Raw genomic sequence first — 16983 nt, 5'->3', positions numbered from 1 at the left:
GGCGCGGGTCAGGTCCAGTCGGTCAGGCCTTCGCGCGCATAGACCTCCTTGAACGCAGGCCTGGCCTTCATGCCCTGCGCATAGGTCTTCAAGACCGGCCAGGCATCCGACGGCTTTGGCATGTTGCGCGACCATCGCATCAGCATGGTGAGCAGGAAATCGGCGGCCGATATCCTCTGGCCCAACACATACGGACCATTGGCCTCAAGATGATCGGAGACCCGCTGCCAGGCGCCTTCGATTTTCTGCCTTGCATGCTGTTTGACCGCCTCCACATTTTCCGCGCCGGCGATCTCTGGCGGATAGAACCACGCCCGGTAGGCAGGTTGCAGCGTATTGGCCATGAACAGCATCCAGCGGTAGTACTGGGCACGTTCAGGGGAACCGGCTGCAGGCGCGAGGTTGGCCGCCGGATGGCTGTCGGCCAGATGCATGACGATCGCGGGCGCTTCGGTGATCGTCTGCCCGTCCTGCACCAGCGTGGGCACTACGCCGGCAGGGTTGAGTTTCAGGTACTCGGCCGATTTCTGTTCCTGCTTATCGAAATCGAGTAAATGCAACGTGTGCGGAACTTCAAGTTCGATCAGCAGCCAATGCACCACTAGACTGGCGGTGCTGGCTGATCCGTAAAGCGTTGTCGACATGGAAGCTCCTATGCGCGTGAGCCCCTCTCCTGCGGGAGAGGGGTTGGGGTGAGGGTACGGCGGAGTCCAGGAGGTGGAGACACGCGGACTCCGCCGTACCCTCATCCGCCTTCGGCACCTTCTCCCGAGGGGAGAAGGAAAGAAAAAATCACTCCATAACTACCGGAATCTTGCCTATCCGAGCCTGCCACTCTCGCGGACCAGTCTTATGCACTGATTCTCCTGCGCTGTCGACGGCAACTGTCACCGGCATGTCTTTCACCTCGAATTCGTAGATCGCCTCCATGCCCAGATCGGCGAAACCGACCACACGTGCGGCCTTGATCGCTTTCGACACTAGGTAGGCGGCGCCGCCGACGGCCATCAGGTACACGGATTTGTGTTTCCTGATCGCCTCGATCGCCGCCGGTCCGCGCTCGGCTTTGCCGACCATGCCCATCAAACCCGTCTGCGCCAGCACCTGCTCGGTGAACTTGTCCATGCGCGTGGCCGTGGTCGGGCCTGCCGGGCCGACCACTTCATCGCGTACGGGATCGACCGGGCCAACGTAGTAGATGAAGCGGCCCTTGAAATTCACTGGCAGCGGTTCGCCTCGATTGAGCATTTCCACCATGCGTTTGTGCGCGGCGTCGCGCCCGGTCAGCAGTTTGCCGTTGAGCAGCAACACTTCGCCGGGCTTGAAACTGGCGACGTCCTCGGCGGTGATCTTATCCAGATCGACGCGGCGACCTTTCGAAGTGTCGTAGGTCAGCTTCGGCCAATCTTCCAGCGAAGGCGGCTCCAGCATCACCGGGCCGCTGCCGTCCAGAGTGAAGTGCGCATGCCGCGTGGCCGCGCAATTGGGAATCAGCGCGACCGGCAGATTGGCGGCGTGGGTGGGGAAATCCTTGACCTTGATGTCCAGCACCGTGGTCAGGCCGCCCAGGCCCTGCGCACCGATACCGAGGGCGTTGACCTTTTCGTACAGCTCCAGGCGCAATTCCTCGGCACGATTGGAAGCGCCCCGCGCCTGCAGGTCGGTGATGTCGATGGGTTCCATCAACGCTTCCTTGGCCAGCAGCATCGCCTTCTCAGCGGTGCCGCCGATACCGATGCCCAGCATGCCCGGCGGACACCAGCCCGCGCCCATGGTCGGCACGGTCTTCAACACCCAGTCGACGATGGAGTCGGAGGGATTGAGCATGGCGAACTTCGACTTGGCTTCCGAACCGCCGCCCTTGGCTGCCACGATCACGTCGACCGTATTGCCCGGCACGACCTTCATGTTGACCACGGCCGGTGTGTTGTCCTTGGTGTTGCTGCGTTTGCCGGCGGGGTCGGCCAGCACGCTGGCCCGCAGTTTGTTGTCCGGATGGTTGTAGGCACGGCGCACGCCCTCGTTGGCCATGTCTTCGACGCCCATGGTCGCGTCGGCCCAGCGCACGTCCATGCCGATCTGCAGAAACACGGTGACGATGCCGGTGTCCTGGCAGATCGGCCGGTGGCCCTCGGCGCACATGCGCGAATTGATCAGGATCTGGGCGATGGCGTCCTTGGCCGCTTCCGACTCCTCGCGCTCGTAGGCGGCGGCGAGATTGCGGATGTAATCGACCGGATGGTAATAACTGATGTACTGCAGGGCGTCGGCGACGCTCTGGATGAAGTCTTCCTGCTTGATCGCAGTGGAGGAATCTAGGCTCACGACTGGCTCTGTGGCTGGCTGGGCTGCAAAGCCGGATTTTACCCGAGTGGCGGACCCGTCATTGCGCCGGAGACGGTATTGCCGCAACTTTCCTTGCACCCATCGGAGTCGCCTATGCCCGCAAATTCCCGCCTCCTGATGTGTCCACCCACGCATTTTGCAGTGGATTACGTGATAAACCCCTGGATGGAGGGCAACTTGCACTCGACCGACCCCGCCCGTGCGCAATCGCAATGGTCGGCGCTGCACGAGGTGCTGTCCGGTCTGGCGCGAATCGACCTGATCGCGCCCGGCGAAGATTTGCCCGACATGCCCTTCACCGCCAACGCAGGATTGGTGCTGGGCGATGTGTTCGTACCCAGCCGCTTCCACCATGCGCAACGGCGGGGCGAAGAGGCCTTGTTCACCGAATGGTTCGCGCAACAAGGATTCGCCATTCGCCGGCTCCCCGCGGACATGGATTTCGAAGGCGCTGGCGACGCGCTGCTCGACCGTGACGCGCCCAGGCTGTGGCTGGGCCATGGCCATCGTAGCGATGCGGGCGTCGCACAGGAGATCGCGGCGATGTTCGACCTGGAAACCATCGCCCTGCGCCTGTCGGATCCTCGTTTCTATCACCTGGACACCTGCTTCTGTCCGCTGAGCGGCGGCTGGCTGCTGTACTACCCTCCCGCCTTCGATGCCGAAGCCGTAGGCGCCATCGCCTCCCGCATACCCGAGTCCCGCCGCATCGCCGTCTCCGAACAGGATGCCCTCGCTTTCGCTTGCAATGCCGTCAATATCGGCACGACCGTGGTGGTCAATCACGCCAGCAGCGCGTTGGAAGCGACCTTGGCTGAAGCGGGATTCAATGTCGTCGAGACGCCGCTGGACGAATTCCTGAAGGCGGGCGGCTCGGCGAAATGCCTTACCTTGCGATTGGACGAACCATAGTCGGCCCACTTGATTTCGTAATTCACGCCAGCCGCGGCACAATGCGGGCATGGCCGAACCGACCCATGCCCCGAACGCGCCGGCCACCGCCCATGCCAGGCCAGGCAAATCCGGTCCCAGCCTGCGCGAACGCTTCAAGGCGATGCGCAACCTGCCGCCTTTCCTCAAGCAGATCTGGCAGACCAGCCCCTGGCTGACGATTTCCAGCCTGGGCCTGCGCCTGATCCGCGCAGTGCTGCCCATCGTCACGCTGTATATCGGCAAGCTCATCATCGACGAGGCCGTGCGCCTGGTGGCGCTGGGCCTGCCTTTCGAATCGCTGGGCGGGGCCTGGCGCGGCGGGCAACTCGACCACCTGTTGTCGCTGCTGGTCTTGGAGTTCGCACTGGCGATCCTGTCGGACCTGCTCGGGCGCATGGTCAGCTATGCGGACTCGCTGCTGTCGGAGCTGTTCACCAACGCGACCAGCATCCGCCTGATGGAACACGCGGCCACGCTGGACCTGGAAGACTTCGAAGACCCCGACCTGCAAGACAAACTGGACCGTGCGCGCCGCCAGACCATGGGGCGCATGAACCTGATGAGCACGCTGTTCGGCCAGGTGCAGGATTCGATTACGGTCATCAGTTTCGCCGCCGGCCTGCTGGTCTACGCGCCCTGGCTGATCGCCCTGCTCGCGGTCGCGCTGATCCCGGCCTTCGTCGGCGAAGCGCATTTCAACGCAATGGGTTATTCGTTGAATTTCGCCTGGACCCCCGAGCGCCGCCAACTGGAGTACGTGAAGCAGACCGGCGCCAGCGTGGAAAGCGCCAAGGAGGTGAAGATATTCAATCTCCACCACTTCCTGATCGCGCGCTACCGCACGCTGGCGGACAAGTTCTTCAAGGCGAACCGCTCGCTGGCCAAGAGACGCGCGGTGTGGGGCGCGCTGTTCGCCGCGTTGGGAACCTTGGGCTACTACATCGCTTACGCCTATATCGCCTGGCGCACGGTGCGCGGCGATTTCACCATCGGCGACCTTACCTTCCTCGCAGGCAGCTTCAGGCGCTTGAGGCAACTGCTGGAAGGATTGCTGGTCGGTTTTTCGCAGGTGGCCAGCCAGGCGCTTTACCTGGACGACCTGTTCTCTTTCTTCGAGATCAAACCGGAAATCGCTTCGCCGGAAAACCCTGTCGCCGTACCGAAACCCATCGTGCGCGGCTTCGTGTTCGAGGACGTGGGTTTCCGCTATCCCGATGCGGAGCGTTGGGCGGTGCGCCACCTCAGCTTCGAACTGCGGGCCGGCGAGGTGCTGGCGCTGGTTGGCGAGAACGGCGCGGGCAAGACCACGCTGGTGAAACTGCTGGCGCGACTGTACGACCCCGACGAAGGCCGCATCCTGCTGGATGGCGTGGACCTGCGCCAGTACGACATCGAGGATCTGCGCGCCAACATCGGCGTGATCTTCCAGGATTTCGTGCGCTACAACCTGACCGCCGGCGAGAACATCGGGGTGGGTCAGGTCGATGCGATGGACGATGGCGCGCGCATTCGCGATGCCGCGCGCCGGGCGATGGCCGACGAGGTCATCGCCACCCTGCCCAACGGTTACGACCAACTGGTCGGACGCCGCTTCAAGACCGGCGTGGATCTCTCCGGCGGTCAATGGCAGAAGATCGCCATCGCCCGCGCCTACATGCGCGATGCGCAAGTGATGATCCTGGACGAACCCACTGCGGCGCTGGATGCGCGTTCGGAGTTCGAAGTGTTCCAGCGCTTCAAGGAACTATCGGACGACCGCACCGCCGTGCTGATCTCGCACCGCTTCTCCAGCGTGCGCATGGCCGACCGCATCCTGGTCCTGGAACAGGGTCAGTTGGAAGCCAGCGGTACCCACGAGCAACTGCTGGCACAGGGCGGGCGTTACGCTGAACTATTCGAACTGCAGGCCTCGGGCTATCGTTGATGCAAGCAACTACCAGAAGGAACGACATGAAATTCTTCGCATTGATCGCACTGATGGCGCTGAGCGGACCGGTTTTGGCTCAAACCGCCCTCGGACCCGATTACGACGTCGCTAAATCACTCGCCGACCAGGACGAAGCATCGCTCGCGCCAGCCCAATCGGCGACCTTGCGCGAATCGCAGGGAAAACTGCTGGGTGAAGCCGTCGCTGCCTGCGCTACGCCCACGCCCGATCTTTCGCCGTTCGTGGTGGTAATGGAACTCGGTCCCGACGGAAAGGTGGTCCGCACGTGGCTGGAGGGGTCCTCGCTGCTGGGAATGTGCTTCCGCAAATACGTCGCCGGCCGCACTTTACTGGCGCCCCCGCGCGTGCCTTTCTTCACGTCGATCGAGTTGTCTTTCAGCAAGTAGTCAAGCAACACTTCAGAACAGCGAAGATTGCGGATTAGCGGGAAGCGTGTAGTCCAGCCGACCTTCGACGATCCGCGCGGCAGAGGTGTAGGGATGCTCCTGCTCTCGTCCGGGCGATAACAGGTGGATCACTTGCCAACCCTCAGCCTTGAAATCGTCCGATATCAGGCTGCGATGGCACTGCCACCACATGGCTTCCGCGCACATCACCGCCGTGCGTTTCTCTTGCGCGAGCTGGGCCAGCCGCTCTCGCGCCGCCTGGTAAGGCAAGGTCGCCATATAGTCGGCGTAGCCCCGAAAGGCCGCATTGCGCCAGGCTAGGTTCGGAGAGTCCTCATGCGCGGGCCGACGGCCACCCAGGTCGGGCATGGGCAAATAGTCGATGCCCTCCTTCGCCAGCGCGGCACCCATCGTTTCACCGCTGAACTGAGGATTCCGCCGCGATCCCGCGAAGCGGCGCACGTCGACAAGCGCGTTAATGCGCGCGGCGGTCAGCATGCCGACGAATTCTTCCCACGGTCGCACGGAATGGCCGATCGTCCGCAGTGTGTCGGCATCGGTTCGACTCATGCCGGCAGCGTAGGCACCGAAGGATTAAGTCAGCGAGAACGTGTCGCCATCCAGCATCGCCGGAAAACGCTCACGGTGCGCCGCCAGCTCTGCACCGGAGATCACGCTGCTGACGACACCCTCCTCGCCGGTGGTCTCGATCAGCGGCTGGCCCAGGAAATCGATCACCGCGCTGTCGCCCGAGTATTCCAACCCGTTGCCGTCCAGGCCGACGCGATTCACCGCGGCGACATAGCAGAGGTTCTCGATCGCGCGCGCGCGCAGCAGCGTCTTCCACGCATACGCCCGCGCTGCCGGCCAATTGGCGACGAAAATCTGCAGATCGAAATCCAGCTGGCCCTCGCGCTCCACGTTATAGCGATTGCGCAAGTACACCGGGAAGCGCAGGTCATAGCAGACCAGCGGATTGATGCGCCAGCCCTTGTATTCGACCGTCAGCCGTTTTTTGCCGGCGGCGTAGCGCTTGTGCTCGCCGGCATAGCGGAACAGATGGCGCTTGTCGTAGTACTGCAGCTCGCCATCGGGCGTGGCCCACAGCAAGCGATTGAACACGCCTTCATCCGTGCGCAACTGCACGCTGCCTGTGACCGCGGCATCTAGTGCGATGGCCTGCTCGCGCATCCATTGCACCGTCGGTCCGTCCATGCCTTCGGCCTTGTCGATGGCTTCATTGCTGAACCCACTGGTGAAGGTTTCGGGCAGGATCACCAGATCGGTGGTATTCGCCAGAGGCTTGATCAGATCGCCGTAGTATTCGCGGTTGCCCGCTGGGTCGTGCCAGCGGGTGGCGCCTTGTACGAGTGAGATTCTGAGGTCTTGCAAGATTCATTCTCCTTCCGATGTCGTCCCCGCGAAAGCAGGGATCCAGTGACTTTGCTTTTCTCACTACCGACAGAGCAAAGTCGCTGGGTTGACCAGCTACGCTGTTGAAAAGCACTTCCGCCTTCGCGGGAATGACGAGCGAAAATTATAGTTTCAGCAACCGCTCCACTGCCGCATCCATCGTCGCATCGTTCTTGGCGAAGCACAGCCGCGCCAATCTCTGGCCCGGTGGCGGCGATTCGTAGAACGGCGATAGCGGAATCGCTGTGACCCCATGCTCCACCGTCAGCCATTTGACGAATTCGGCATCCGGCAGGTCACTGACCGCTGAATAGTCCACCAACTGGAAATATCCGCCCGGCACCGGCAACGGCCTCAGTTTCGTCGCCAACAACTGCTCGCGGAAACGGTCACGCTTGGCCTGATAGAACGCGCCCAGCTGCTCGTAGTGTTCCGGCTCGTCGCGAATCATCGCCGCGAACGCGTATTGCGCGGGCGAGAAGCTGGTGAAGGTGTTGTATTGATGCACCTTGCGGAATTCGGCGCTCAATGCGGGCGGCGCGATCGCATAACCGATCTTCCAGCCGGTACAGTGATAGGTCTTGCCGAAGCTGGAAACGACGAAGGCGCGCTCGGCCAGTTCCGGATAACGCAACACCGATTCATGGCGCCGACCGTCGAAGATGATGTGTTCGTAGACCTCGTCGGAGACCAGGAAGATCTCGGTGTCGCGCAGTATGTCGGCCAGCTGGCGCAGATCTTCTTCCCCCAGCATCGCGCCGGACGGATTGTGCGGGCTGTTGATCATCAACATGCGGGTACGCGGAGTGATGGCGTCCTGCACTTTCCGCCAGTCCACGGCGAAGGTCTGCGGATCCAGGGCGACATGCACGGCCTTGGCACCGGCCAGGTCGATAGCCGGTTCGTAGCAATCGTAGGCTGGGTCCAGCACGATCACTTCCTCGCCCGGCCGCACCACCGCATGGATGGCGTTGAAGATCGCCTCGGTCGCGCCACTAGTCACGGTGATCTCGGTATCGGCGTTCACTTCGGCGCCGTAGCAGCGCAGTACCTTGGCGGCGATGGCCTGGCGCAGCGCGGGTACTCCGGTCATCGGTGCGTACTGGTTATGGCCGGCGCGCATGGCGACGGCCAGCTCGTCCACCAGCCTTTGCGGCACGGCGAAATCGGGAAAACCTTGGCCCAGATTGACCGCGCCATGTTCGGCGGCCAGCTGGGACATGACGGTGAAGATGGTGGTGCCTACCTTGGGTAGTTTGGTTTCGAAGGGCATTGGCCGTTCCGTGGATCGCGAGTGGGGATCAGGGGAGAGGGAGTGTACGCAATGACGGAGACCGGTGATGATGACGCCATGGACGGCAAAGCGATTCAAGACGAAGAAAAGGCGAAGCTGGCGAAGGCCTACGCCGCAGCCCACTATTTCGTGACCATCGGCCACAGGGAATGGCTGTTCGGCGTAGGCCAACTCGCCGAAGACATCGAGCGCGAACTGGGCGCCGAAAGCTATCTTTTCATCACCGCCTGGAATCCGCCCGCCAATACGGCCACTGTGGCCGAGAACCTAGCGGCCGACGAGCATTTGCAGGCCCGCATCCGGGACGGCGGGTTCCACCATTGCTCAGCGCTGGGAAGCAACGCCCAGGGCGGCGCCGTGGAATACGGCTGGGTGGTCCTGGACGTACCGTTGGAAACGGGCGATGCCTGGGCGCGCGAATTCGGCCAAGCCGGCATCCTTTACTGGAAACACGAGGAAACGGTGCGGCTGCGCATGCTATGGCCGCGCCCGTCCGGCGTGGCCGACGAACCCCACACCGACTGGGCCGAATGAGCCAGTAAGGCAAATCGGGCGCGCCGTTTACAATAGGCGCAGATGAGCCCTTCCCCGCACTCCTCCCTGCCGCTGCTCGCCGCACGTGGACTGACGTTTACGCGTAACGACGAGCCGGTGTTCGGGCCGCTCGACTTCGTGGTCGCCGCAGGCGAGGCCTTGCTGGTGCAGGGCGATAACGGCGCCGGCAAGACCACCTTGTTGCGTGTCCTGGCCGGATTGCTACGTGCCGATTCGGGCGAGATCGACATCGATGGCCGCACCGCCCAAGCCAGTCTCCGCTCGCGCGCCATCGCCTACCTGGGTCACCTGCCAGCAATGAAGGCGGATCTGAATACGTTGGAGAACCTGAATTTCCTGTGCGGCCTGCACGGGCGCCGGGTGCGCCAGCTGCCGGGCGATGCGCTGGGCATGGTCGGGCTGGCCGGTCATGAAGACAGCCTGGCCCGTCAGCTTTCCGCCGGACAGAAAAAACGCTTGTCCCTGGCCCGTCTATGGCTGTCGCCTGCGCCGCTCTGGCTGCTGGACGAGCCCTACGCCAACCTGGACCTGGAGGGCATCAATCTGGTCAACCGGATGATTTCCGCGCATCTGCGCGATGGCGGGGCCGCTCTGGTGACCACCCATGGCGCCTATGCCGCGCCGCCGGTGCAGACGCGGATGCTGGCGTTGGAGCGGCCCGCGTGAACGGACCTTCTCTATTCCAGGCTGGCAGCGCGCTGTTGGTTCGCGATCTACGCTTGCTCTGGCGCCGGCGAGGCGATGCCTTCCAGCCTGCCCTGTTCGCCCTACTGGTGGTGGTGCTGTTCGCACTGGCGCTGGGCGGCGAAGCGCAGGCGCTGGGGAAAGTGGCCTCGGCGGTGATGTGGGTCGCAGTGTTGCTGGCCGGCCTGCTATCGCTGGATACGTTGTTCCGCGGCGATGCCGACGATGGTTCGCTGGAGCAATGGATCCTCGCTCCCGTGCCCTTGGCCTGGCTCGTGGCCGTGCGCGTGCTCAGCCACTGGCTGACGACCGCGCTGCCACTGATCCTCGCCGCACCTCTGCTGGGGGAACTGTTGCACCTTCCCCGCGATCAACTCCCGGTCTTGCTGGCCTCGCTGGCCTTGGGCACGCCTCTGCTCAGCCTGCTGGGCGCGGTGGTGGCCGCGCTGACGGTCGGCATGAGGCGCTCTGGTATTCTTGTCGCCTTGCTGGCGTTGCCGCTATATGTCCCCGTGCTGATTTTCGGTGCTGGCAGCGTCGCCCGCAGCGCGCAAGGCCTGGACGCCGTCGGCGCACTGCTGTTCCTTGGCGCAGGACTGGTGCTGGCACTGGTCCTGGCCCCTTTGGCCGCCGCGGCGGCGATCCGCATCGCATTGCACTGAAGTTCCGTACGCATGAATCCCGTCCTGCTCTGGTTCCACCAACTCGGCTCACCGCCGATCTTCGACCGCTTCGCGGCCCGCTGGGCGCCGTGGTGCTACGCCGTTGCTTTCCTCCTGATGGGCGTCGGCCTGTGGCAGGCGTTCCAGGTGCCTGCCGATTACCAGCAGGGCGACAGCTTCCGCATCTTCTACATCCACGTGCCCAGCGCGATGATGAGCATGCTGGTGTTCGGATTGATGGCGGTCTACGCGGCCATCGCGTTGATCTGGCGGATCAAACTTTGCGAAATCCTGGCCATGGCGTGCGCGCCGGTCGGCGCCGCCTTCACCGTCATCACCCTGGTCACCGGATCGATCTGGGGCAAGCCGATGTGGGGCGCGTGGTGGGACTGGGATCCGCGCCTGACCACGGAACTGATCCTGCTGTTCCTGTATCTCGGCGTGACCGGTCTGTACCACGCCATCGACGATCGCCGCGCCGCTGCGCGCGCTGCCGGCCTGCTGGCTATCGTGGGCGTAGCGCTGTTGCCGGTCATCAAATATTCGGTAGTGTGGTGGAACTCGCTGCACCAGGGCCAAACCATCAGTCTGTTCGGCGACTCCAAGATGGATCCGAGCATGCAATTGCCGTTCTGGCTGATGTTCGTGGCGGTGCAGTTCTGGTTCGCGGGTTCGCTGTTGTCGCGTGCGCGCGCCGATAATTTGCGGCGCGAATCGGGGAAAGATTGGGTGGCGAAACTGGCGGCGCAATCATGACTTATGTCAATTATGTGGTCGGCGCCTATGCGGCATTCGCCATCGTCATGCTGTGCGATTTCGTCGTTCCGCGTCTGCAGATCCGCCGCGAACTGCGGGCCGCTCGCTTGCGCAAGACACGTGCCGCCAAGCGCGCCGAACCGGTGGAGCTGAGTCGATGAACCCGGTCCGTCGACGTCGCCTATTGTGGGTGCTGCTCTTAGTGGCAGCCGCTGCTATCGCTACTACTCTCGTGGTCTTCGCCCTGCAACGCAATGTCGCCTACCTGTACACGCCTGCCGAAGTACTGCGCGGCGAAACCGGCGAGCGTGCGCGCTTCCGTCTGGGCGGCATGGTGGAGAAAGGTTCGTTCGAACGCACGCCCGGATCGTTGGAAGTGCACTTCAAAGTCACCGATGGCGACGCGCTGCTGCCGGTGGTCTACAACCGCATCCTTCCCGATCTGTTCCGAGAAGGCCAGGCGGTAGTGGCGACAGGCACAATGAAGGGCGGCGTATTCGTGGCCGAGGACGTGCTGGCCAAGCACGACGAGAACTACATGCCCAAGGAAGTCGCCGACAAGATGGGCATGGCGCACAAGAAGCACGACGTGCAGGCGCCCGCCACCGCTCCGACGGAAAACCGCTAAGTGCTGCCCGAACTCGGCCAGATAGCGCTGATCCTGGCGCTGCTGATCGCAGGCTTGCAGGCGGTATTGCCTTTGGCCGGCGCGCAGCGCGGCAAAGCTGGCTGGATGGCCATCGCCCGTCCCGCCGCCTATGCGCAATTGTTCCTGGTGCTGGGCGCGTTCGTTGTCCTGACCGTCGCTTTCGTCACCCAGGATTTTTCGGTCAAGTACGTGGCGGAGAATTCGAATTCGTTGCTGCCCATGGTGTATCGCTACACCGCGGTCTGGGGCGCGCACGAAGGCTCGCTGCTGCTGTGGACGCTGGTGCTGGCGGTGTGGAACGCGGCCGTGGCCGAATTCTCGCGCGGCCTGCCCGAACGCGTGATCGCGCGCGTACTGGGCGTAATCGGCATCATCAGCCTGGGCTTCCTGTCCTTCCTGATCTTCACTTCCAATCCCTTCATCCGCCTGCTGCCCTCGCCACTGGAAGGCCGCGATCTCAACCCCTTGCTGCAGGACGTGGGCATGATCATCCACCCGCCGATGCTGTACATCGGCTACGTGGGTTTCGTGGTGCCGTTCGCATTCTCCATCGCCGCGTTGATCGACGGCAGCGTGGACGCGCGCTGGCTGCGCTGGACACGGCCGTGGACCAACGTCGCCTGGGGCTTCCTGACCATCGGCATCGCCCTGGGCAGTTGGTGGGCGTATTACGAGCTGGGCTGGGGCGGCTGGTGGTTCTGGGATCCGGTGGAGAACGCTAGCTTCATGCCCTGGCTAGCCGGCGCCGCGCTGCTGCACTCGCAAGCGGTGACCGAGAAGCGCGGCAGTTTCCGTGGATGGACTTTGTTGCTGGCCATCGCGGCATTCTCACTGTCGTTGCTGGGCGCCTTCCTGGTGCGCTCCGGCGTGCTGACCAGTGTGCATGCCTTTGCTGCAGATCCCTCGCGCGGACTTTTCATCCTGATCTTCCTGGGTCTGGTGATCGGCGGATCGCTGGTGCTGTACGTATTGCGGGTGCCGCGACTCGAACAAGGCGCGCCCTTCACCGCCGGCTCCCGCGAAACCCTGCTGTTGGCCAACAACGTGCTGCTGACCTGCGCCTGCGCGATGGTGCTGCTGGGCACGTTGTATCCGCTGCTCGCCGATGCGCTGGGGCTGGGCAAGATTTCGGTGGGGCCTCCCTACTTCGGCCTGCTGTTCTTGCTGCTGATGGCGCCGCTGGTGTTACTGCTCCCGTTCGGGCCGCTGACCCGCTGGCAACGCGAGGAAATGTCCAGGCCTTTGCGCATGCTAGCGCCGTGGGCAGTACTGGCGCTGGTGCTTGGCGCCTTCGCTTATTTCATGGCGCCGCAAGGAAAGTGGAAAACCGCCGCGGGTATCGCCGCTGCCGCTTGGGTGGTGTTCGGGACTGTGCGCTTTCTGTGGACGCGCTTTCAGTCCAAGGGCAGCCGCTTTACCGCCGAGATGCTGGGCATGACCCTGGCGCACAGCGGTATCGCCGTGTTCCTGATCGGTGCGCTGCTGGTGGAAGGCCTTAACGTGCAACGCGAACTTGCGATGACGCCCGGCCAGACAGTGGAGATCGGACGCTACGCATTCCAGTACCAGGGTGTGGATGAACTCAGCGGCCCCAACTACCTGGCCACGCGCGGCCATGTGCAAGTCACGCGCGGCGACAAGCTCCTGATTCTGCTCAATCCTGAGAAGCGCGCCTATGCCAGCGGCGGACAGGTCATGACCGAAGCCGGTATCCATCCGGGGCTGTTCGGCGATGTCTATGTCGCCCTTGGCGAATCGCTGGGCGGGCAAGCGCGGGCCGTTCGCATCCATATCAAACCGTTTGTGCGGTGGATCTGGCTGGGCGCCGGTCTGATGGCGCTGGGCGGCTTCGTCACCGCCACCGACCGGCGTTTCCGCAAACCCGAGAAAAACCCATGAACCAGCCCGCGATGAACCAGCCCGCACCCGCACCGAAGAAGCCGCACGCCGGCGCGTTCGTCTTTGCCGGCGTGATCATCGCGCTGTTTTTCATCGGCCTGATGGGACTGTTGTATTACGGCGTGCAGCAATCCGACCGCGCCGGCCGCGACGCCCTGCCCTCGCCCTTGATCGGCAAGCCCGCGCCCACCTTCGACCTGCCCTTGCTGCACGAGCCCGGCAAGCGCTTCACGCTCGCGGAACTGCGTGGCCAGCCGTTCGTAATGAACGTATGGGGCAGCTGGTGTCCGGAATGCCGCGTTGAGCATCCGGTGATCAGCAAGTTCGCCCTGACCAAGCGGGTGCGCTTCATCGGCTACAACCTGAAGGATCCGCGCGAGGACGCTTTGCGTTGGCTGGAGCAGTACGGCAATCCGTACCTGATGGTGATCGCCGACGAGAGCGGCCGCACGGCGATCGACTGGGGCATCTACGGCGCTCCGGAAACCTTCCTGGTGGACGCCAAAGGCATCGTCCGCTGGAAGCACGTGGGTGCGATCACCGACGAGATCATCGCCGAGGAATTGATTCCCGCGCTCGAAAAGGCGGAAACGGAAAAACGATGAGGACCCTGTTCCTGCTAGCGATGCTGTTGTTGTCTCCGCTGGCGCACGCGCAAGCCAGCGATCCGACGCCTCTGCTATTCCGCGATACGGCCCAGGAAACGCGTTTCCATCAACTCACCGCCGAGCTGCGTTGCGTGATGTGCCAGAACCAGTCGCTGGCCGATTCCAACGCGCAGATCGCGCACGACCTGCGCCGCGAAGTGCTGGATCTGATGAATCAGGGCAAGTCGGACGAGGAAATCAAGCGCTTCCTGGTCGATCGTTACGGCGAATTCGTCTTGTACAAGCCAGATATCGCCGGCAACACCTGGCTGCTGTGGTTCGGCCCGGCGCTGCTGTTGCTCGCGGGCGCCGCCATCGTCTTCCGCATAGTGCGCAAGCGCGGTGCCGCCGGCACCGTGGCCAACGACGACAACCAGGAATGGTGATAGGCCAGGAATGACAATGGGTATGTTCATCGCACTTGCCGTGTTGCTGATCCTAGCCGTCTTGGCCGGCGTGCTATGGCCGCTGTGGCGCGAATCACGGGCGCTAGTGATTGGCGGAGTCATTGCCCTAGGCCTAGCCACGTTCGCTCTCTATCGGGTTACGGGCACGCCTGCGTCGATCGAGCAAGCCGCCAGCGCGATGCCGGTCTCTCTCGAAGCCGCCATCGCCGAATTGCGGGCCGAACTCAAGCGCAATCCCAACCAGCCCGAAGGTTGGCAACTGCTCGGAAAAACCCTCGCCTCCGAAGGCAAGCCCACCGAAGCCAGCGCCGCCTTCGCGCAAGCGGTGAAATTGTTGCCCGATGATCCGAACTTGCTGGTGGAAGCGGCGCAGGCGCGTCTTTACGCCTCGCCCGACCGCAGGCTGGATGCCCAGGCCATTGCCTGGGTGCGACATGCCTTGTCGCAGCAGCCCGGCCACCAGCGCGCGACCTGGCTGCTGGGAATTTCGCAACGCCAGAACGGGCAACCGGCCGAGGCGGCCAAAACCTGGGGACCTCTCCTTTCCCAAGTGGATCCCGCCACCGCCGCTACCTTGCGCCAGCAGATCGACGCCGCCCGCGGCGAAGCGGGCCTGCCACCCCTTCCGGCTGCGGCCGTCGAGCCCGTCGCCCAGACCGCCAGCGCCAACGCGCTGACGGTGAAAGTCGCGCTTGATCCGGACTTTGCATCGCGCGTACGCCTGCGCGGGGAAACTACGGTATTCGTGATCGCACGCATTCCCGGCGGTCCGCCGATGCCGGTCGCTGTGGAAAAACACACGCTGCAGGAACTACCGCTCACGTTGACTCTGGACGACGGCGACAGCCCCATGCCCACGCAGAAGCTTTCTGCGTTGAAGGAAGTGGAGTTGATCGCGCGCCTGTCGGCCAGCGGCGACCCGATGCGACAGGAAGGAGATCTGGAATCCAAGGCGATGCGCGTGACCCTGCCTGCGGACGCTCCCGTCGAACTGGTTTTGGGCGGCGCGAGCCCTTAACTCCAACCAGAGCGGCGCGAAACCGCTTTTCCTTCTCCATCGGGAGAAGGTGCCCGAAGGGCGGATGAGGGCATGGACTTTCAAGTTGATGGACAGTTTCCGTGAGCCGGATTTCTGCTTCCCTCACCGATGCATCGCGCCACCTTCTCAGCCTCGCACACCCTGCGGGCACCGGCGGGAGAGGGAACAACGTGCCTCCTCCATTGCGAGTGCCGTTCGTCGGCGCGGGATATAAGTAGCTTGCAATTACATAGCGCGCTATTTATATTGTGCAGATGGCAACCAAGACCCCCGCCCGCTCCCCCAAAGCCAGCGCCGAAGCGCTGCTGAAGCTGGACAACCAGTTGTGCTTCACCCTCTATTCGGCCTCGCTGGCGATGAACAAGGTGTACCGCAAACTGCTGGTGCCGCTGGGCCTGACCTATCCGCAGTACCTGGTGATGCTGGTGCTCTGGGAACGCGACGAGCTAACGGTGTCCGAGATCGGCGAGCGTCTGTTTCTGGACTCGGCCACGCTGACGCCGTTGCTCAAGCGGCTGGAGGCCTCCGATCTGCTGACCCGCACTCGTTCCGCCGACGACGAACGCCAGGTCGTGATCGCGCTTAGCCGTAGCGGCAAGGCGTTGAAGGCCAAAGCGGCGCAGGTGCCCGAGGGCGTGTTCTGCGCTGCAGCGCTGGGCATAAGCCAGCTCGGTCAGATCAAGTCGCAACTGGAAACGTTGCGCAGCAACCTGATTGCCAATACTTCCGCCCACTGATTTGCATGCAAAGCTCAGTACGCCCAATACTTATATATAGCGCGCTATAAAATAGCTAGCTATTCAATCCGGTGGCGGCCACCGGTCCCTTCCCAGCCGTCCTTCAATCAGGAGATACCTCATGTCCATCGAAAAAGTCCTTTACCGCGCCACCGCCACCGCCACCGGCGGCCGTGACGGCCGTGCCGTCTCCTCCGACAACGTGCTGGACGTCAAACTGACCACCCCACGCGAACTGGGCGGCGCCGGCGGCGACGGCACCAACCCCGAACAGTTGTTTGCCGCCGGTTATTCGGCCTGCTTCATCGGCGCGCTGAAATTCGTCGCTGGCCGCGAGAAAATCGCCCTGCCCGCCGATACCGCCATCGAAGGCAACGTCGGCATCGGCCAGATCCCCAATGGCTTCGGCATCGAAGTCGAACTGAAGATCTCGCTGCCCGGCCTACCGCGCGAACAGGCGGAATCCCTGGTCCAGATGGCCCACGTTGTGTGCCCGTATTCGAACGCCACCCGCGGCAATATCGACGTAACGCTGACCCTGGTGTGATCTCGCTGCACGGCGTCGTCTTCCAGACTGTCGCTGATATCGCACGCCACGCGGCTCAAGCCGCGCGGCGCGCTGCTAAAC

The 16983-nt window shown here is 63.2% G+C and carries 20 protein-coding genes; 15 read left to right on the top strand and 5 right to left on the bottom strand.

Features of this window, described 5'->3' with window-relative positions; translation table 11 throughout:
- Window positions 1-8: 8 nt before the first annotated feature.
- A complete protein-coding gene (locus AC1DTQ_RS01955) occupies window positions 9-644 on the bottom strand; it encodes a glutathione S-transferase family protein (RefSeq protein WP_477847510.1) in 636 nt (211 codons plus the stop codon).
- 148 nt (window positions 645-792) lie between these two features.
- A complete protein-coding gene (locus AC1DTQ_RS01950; RefSeq protein ID WP_477847508.1) occupies window positions 793-2325 on the bottom strand; it encodes a fumarate hydratase in 1533 nt (510 codons plus the stop codon).
- Window positions 2326-2523: 198 nt separating this feature from the next.
- Here AC1DTQ_RS01950 and AC1DTQ_RS01945 point away from each other — a divergent pair, with 198 nt between their 5' ends.
- From AC1DTQ_RS01945 to AC1DTQ_RS01935, 3 genes are read left to right on the top strand one after another with little or no spacing between them, the layout of a single operon-like run.
- Window positions 2524-3258, top strand: coding sequence for a dimethylarginine dimethylaminohydrolase family protein (locus AC1DTQ_RS01945; RefSeq protein ID WP_477847507.1), 735 nt, complete (start codon window positions 2524-2526; stop codon window positions 3256-3258).
- A gap of 49 nt (window positions 3259-3307) precedes the next feature.
- Window positions 3308-5203: an ABC transporter ATP-binding protein gene (locus AC1DTQ_RS01940; protein WP_477847505.1), complete on the top strand. Its 1896-nt coding sequence runs from the start codon at window positions 3308-3310 to the stop codon at window positions 5201-5203.
- A 26-nt stretch (window positions 5204-5229) separates the two neighbouring features.
- Complete coding sequence (locus AC1DTQ_RS01935) at window positions 5230-5613, top strand: hypothetical protein (RefSeq protein WP_477847503.1); 384 nt, start codon at window positions 5230-5232, stop codon at window positions 5611-5613.
- A 12-nt stretch (window positions 5614-5625) separates the two neighbouring features.
- On the opposite strand, the gene AC1DTQ_RS01930 is transcribed toward AC1DTQ_RS01935, so the two are convergent.
- The 3 genes from AC1DTQ_RS01930 to AC1DTQ_RS01920 form a co-directional block, all read right to left on the bottom strand.
- Complete coding sequence (locus AC1DTQ_RS01930; RefSeq protein ID WP_477847502.1) at window positions 5626-6183, bottom strand: DUF488 domain-containing protein; 558 nt, start codon at window positions 6181-6183, stop codon at window positions 5626-5628.
- Window positions 6184-6207: 24 nt separating this feature from the next.
- A complete protein-coding gene (locus AC1DTQ_RS01925) occupies window positions 6208-7005 on the bottom strand; it encodes an amidohydrolase (RefSeq protein WP_477847501.1) in 798 nt (265 codons plus the stop codon).
- Between the two features lie 145 nt (window positions 7006-7150).
- A complete protein-coding gene (locus tag AC1DTQ_RS01920) occupies window positions 7151-8299 on the bottom strand; it encodes a pyridoxal phosphate-dependent aminotransferase (RefSeq protein WP_477847500.1) in 1149 nt (382 codons plus the stop codon).
- Between the two features lie 51 nt (window positions 8300-8350).
- Here AC1DTQ_RS01920 and AC1DTQ_RS01915 point away from each other — a divergent pair, with 51 nt between their 5' ends.
- From AC1DTQ_RS01915 to AC1DTQ_RS01860, 12 genes are all read left to right on the top strand, one after another.
- The gene (locus AC1DTQ_RS01915) at window positions 8351-8854 is read left to right on the top strand and encodes a DUF3293 domain-containing protein (RefSeq protein WP_477847499.1); all 504 of its coding nucleotides are present in this window, start codon (window positions 8351-8353) and stop codon (window positions 8852-8854) included.
- Between the two features lie 42 nt (window positions 8855-8896).
- Window positions 8897-9541: a heme ABC exporter ATP-binding protein CcmA gene (ccmA, locus tag AC1DTQ_RS01910; protein ID WP_477847497.1), complete on the top strand. Its 645-nt coding sequence runs from the start codon at window positions 8897-8899 to the stop codon at window positions 9539-9541.
- Window positions 9538-10221, top strand: a complete 684-nt coding sequence (ccmB, locus tag AC1DTQ_RS01905) for a heme exporter protein CcmB (RefSeq protein ID WP_477847496.1) — start codon at window positions 9538-9540, stop codon at window positions 10219-10221. Before ccmA ends, ccmB begins: the two co-directional genes overlap by 4 nt.
- Window positions 10222-10233: 12 nt before the next feature.
- On the top strand, window positions 10234-10977 hold the full coding sequence (ccmC, locus tag AC1DTQ_RS01900; protein ID WP_477847494.1) for a heme ABC transporter permease CcmC: 744 nt from the start codon (window positions 10234-10236) through the stop codon (window positions 10975-10977).
- Window positions 10974-11138, top strand: a complete 165-nt coding sequence (gene ccmD / locus AC1DTQ_RS01895; protein WP_477847492.1) for a heme exporter protein CcmD — start codon at window positions 10974-10976, stop codon at window positions 11136-11138. Before ccmC ends, ccmD begins: the two co-directional genes overlap by 4 nt.
- The gene (ccmE, locus tag AC1DTQ_RS01890; RefSeq protein ID WP_477847491.1) at window positions 11135-11605 is read left to right on the top strand and encodes a cytochrome c maturation protein CcmE; all 471 of its coding nucleotides are present in this window, start codon (window positions 11135-11137) and stop codon (window positions 11603-11605) included. The genes ccmD and ccmE overlap by 4 nt, the downstream gene beginning before the upstream one ends.
- Window positions 11606-13525: a heme lyase CcmF/NrfE family subunit gene (locus AC1DTQ_RS01885; RefSeq protein ID WP_477847490.1), complete on the top strand. Its 1920-nt coding sequence runs from the start codon at window positions 11606-11608 to the stop codon at window positions 13523-13525. It abuts the gene before it with no gap.
- Window positions 13522-14130, top strand: a complete 609-nt coding sequence (locus AC1DTQ_RS01880; RefSeq protein ID WP_477847488.1) for a DsbE family thiol:disulfide interchange protein — start codon at window positions 13522-13524, stop codon at window positions 14128-14130. Before AC1DTQ_RS01885 ends, AC1DTQ_RS01880 begins: the two co-directional genes overlap by 4 nt.
- Window positions 14127-14558, top strand: coding sequence for a cytochrome c-type biogenesis protein (locus tag AC1DTQ_RS01875; protein WP_477847487.1), 432 nt, complete (start codon window positions 14127-14129; stop codon window positions 14556-14558). The genes AC1DTQ_RS01880 and AC1DTQ_RS01875 overlap by 4 nt, the downstream gene beginning before the upstream one ends.
- 10 nt (window positions 14559-14568) lie before the next feature.
- The gene (locus AC1DTQ_RS01870) at window positions 14569-15597 is read left to right on the top strand and encodes a tetratricopeptide repeat protein (protein ID WP_477847485.1); all 1029 of its coding nucleotides are present in this window, start codon (window positions 14569-14571) and stop codon (window positions 15595-15597) included.
- A gap of 275 nt (window positions 15598-15872) precedes the next feature.
- On the top strand, window positions 15873-16355 hold the full coding sequence (locus tag AC1DTQ_RS01865; protein ID WP_477847484.1) for a MarR family winged helix-turn-helix transcriptional regulator: 483 nt from the start codon (window positions 15873-15875) through the stop codon (window positions 16353-16355).
- 121 nt (window positions 16356-16476) lie between these two features.
- Window positions 16477-16902 (top strand): organic hydroperoxide resistance protein, encoded by a 426-nt coding sequence (locus AC1DTQ_RS01860; RefSeq protein WP_310090341.1) that lies wholly within the window; start codon window positions 16477-16479, stop codon window positions 16900-16902.
- Window positions 16903-16983 lie beyond the last annotated feature (81 nt).

The organism is Pseudoxanthomonas sp. P4_B2, assembly GCF_056402315.1.
This window is presented reverse-complemented; position numbering and strand designations above follow the sequence as displayed.

Excerpts from the sequence above, each read along its gene's own strand:
- AC1DTQ_RS01955 (WP_477847510.1), bottom strand. The coding sequence starts at position 644 with ATGTCGACAACGCTTTACGGATCAGCCAGCACCGCCAGTCTAGTGGTG.
- AC1DTQ_RS01940 (WP_477847505.1), top strand. The coding sequence starts at position 3,308 with ATGGCCGAACCGACCCATGCCCCGAACGCGCCGGCCACCGCCCATGCC.
- AC1DTQ_RS01935 (WP_477847503.1), top strand. The coding sequence starts at position 5,230 with ATGAAATTCTTCGCATTGATCGCACTGATGGCGCTGAGCGGACCGGTT.
- AC1DTQ_RS01930 (WP_477847502.1), bottom strand. The coding sequence starts at position 6,183 with ATGAGTCGAACCGATGCCGACACACTGCGGACGATCGGCCATTCCGTG.
- AC1DTQ_RS01920 (WP_477847500.1), bottom strand. The coding sequence starts at position 8,299 with ATGCCCTTCGAAACCAAACTACCCAAGGTAGGCACCACCATCTTCACC.
- AC1DTQ_RS01915 (WP_477847499.1), top strand. The coding sequence starts at position 8,351 with ATGACGGAGACCGGTGATGATGACGCCATGGACGGCAAAGCGATTCAA.
- ccmA (WP_477847497.1), top strand. The coding sequence starts at position 8,897 with ATGAGCCCTTCCCCGCACTCCTCCCTGCCGCTGCTCGCCGCACGTGGA.
- ccmC (WP_477847494.1), top strand. The coding sequence starts at position 10,234 with ATGAATCCCGTCCTGCTCTGGTTCCACCAACTCGGCTCACCGCCGATC.
- ccmD (WP_477847492.1), top strand. The coding sequence starts at position 10,974 with ATGACTTATGTCAATTATGTGGTCGGCGCCTATGCGGCATTCGCCATC.
- ccmE (WP_477847491.1), top strand. The coding sequence starts at position 11,135 with ATGAACCCGGTCCGTCGACGTCGCCTATTGTGGGTGCTGCTCTTAGTG.
- AC1DTQ_RS01880 (WP_477847488.1), top strand. The coding sequence starts at position 13,522 with ATGAACCAGCCCGCGATGAACCAGCCCGCACCCGCACCGAAGAAGCCG.
- AC1DTQ_RS01875 (WP_477847487.1), top strand. The coding sequence starts at position 14,127 with ATGAGGACCCTGTTCCTGCTAGCGATGCTGTTGTTGTCTCCGCTGGCG.
- AC1DTQ_RS01870 (WP_477847485.1), top strand. The coding sequence starts at position 14,569 with ATGACAATGGGTATGTTCATCGCACTTGCCGTGTTGCTGATCCTAGCC.
- AC1DTQ_RS01865 (WP_477847484.1), top strand. The coding sequence starts at position 15,873 with ATGGCAACCAAGACCCCCGCCCGCTCCCCCAAAGCCAGCGCCGAAGCG.
- AC1DTQ_RS01860 (WP_310090341.1), top strand. The coding sequence starts at position 16,477 with ATGTCCATCGAAAAAGTCCTTTACCGCGCCACCGCCACCGCCACCGGC.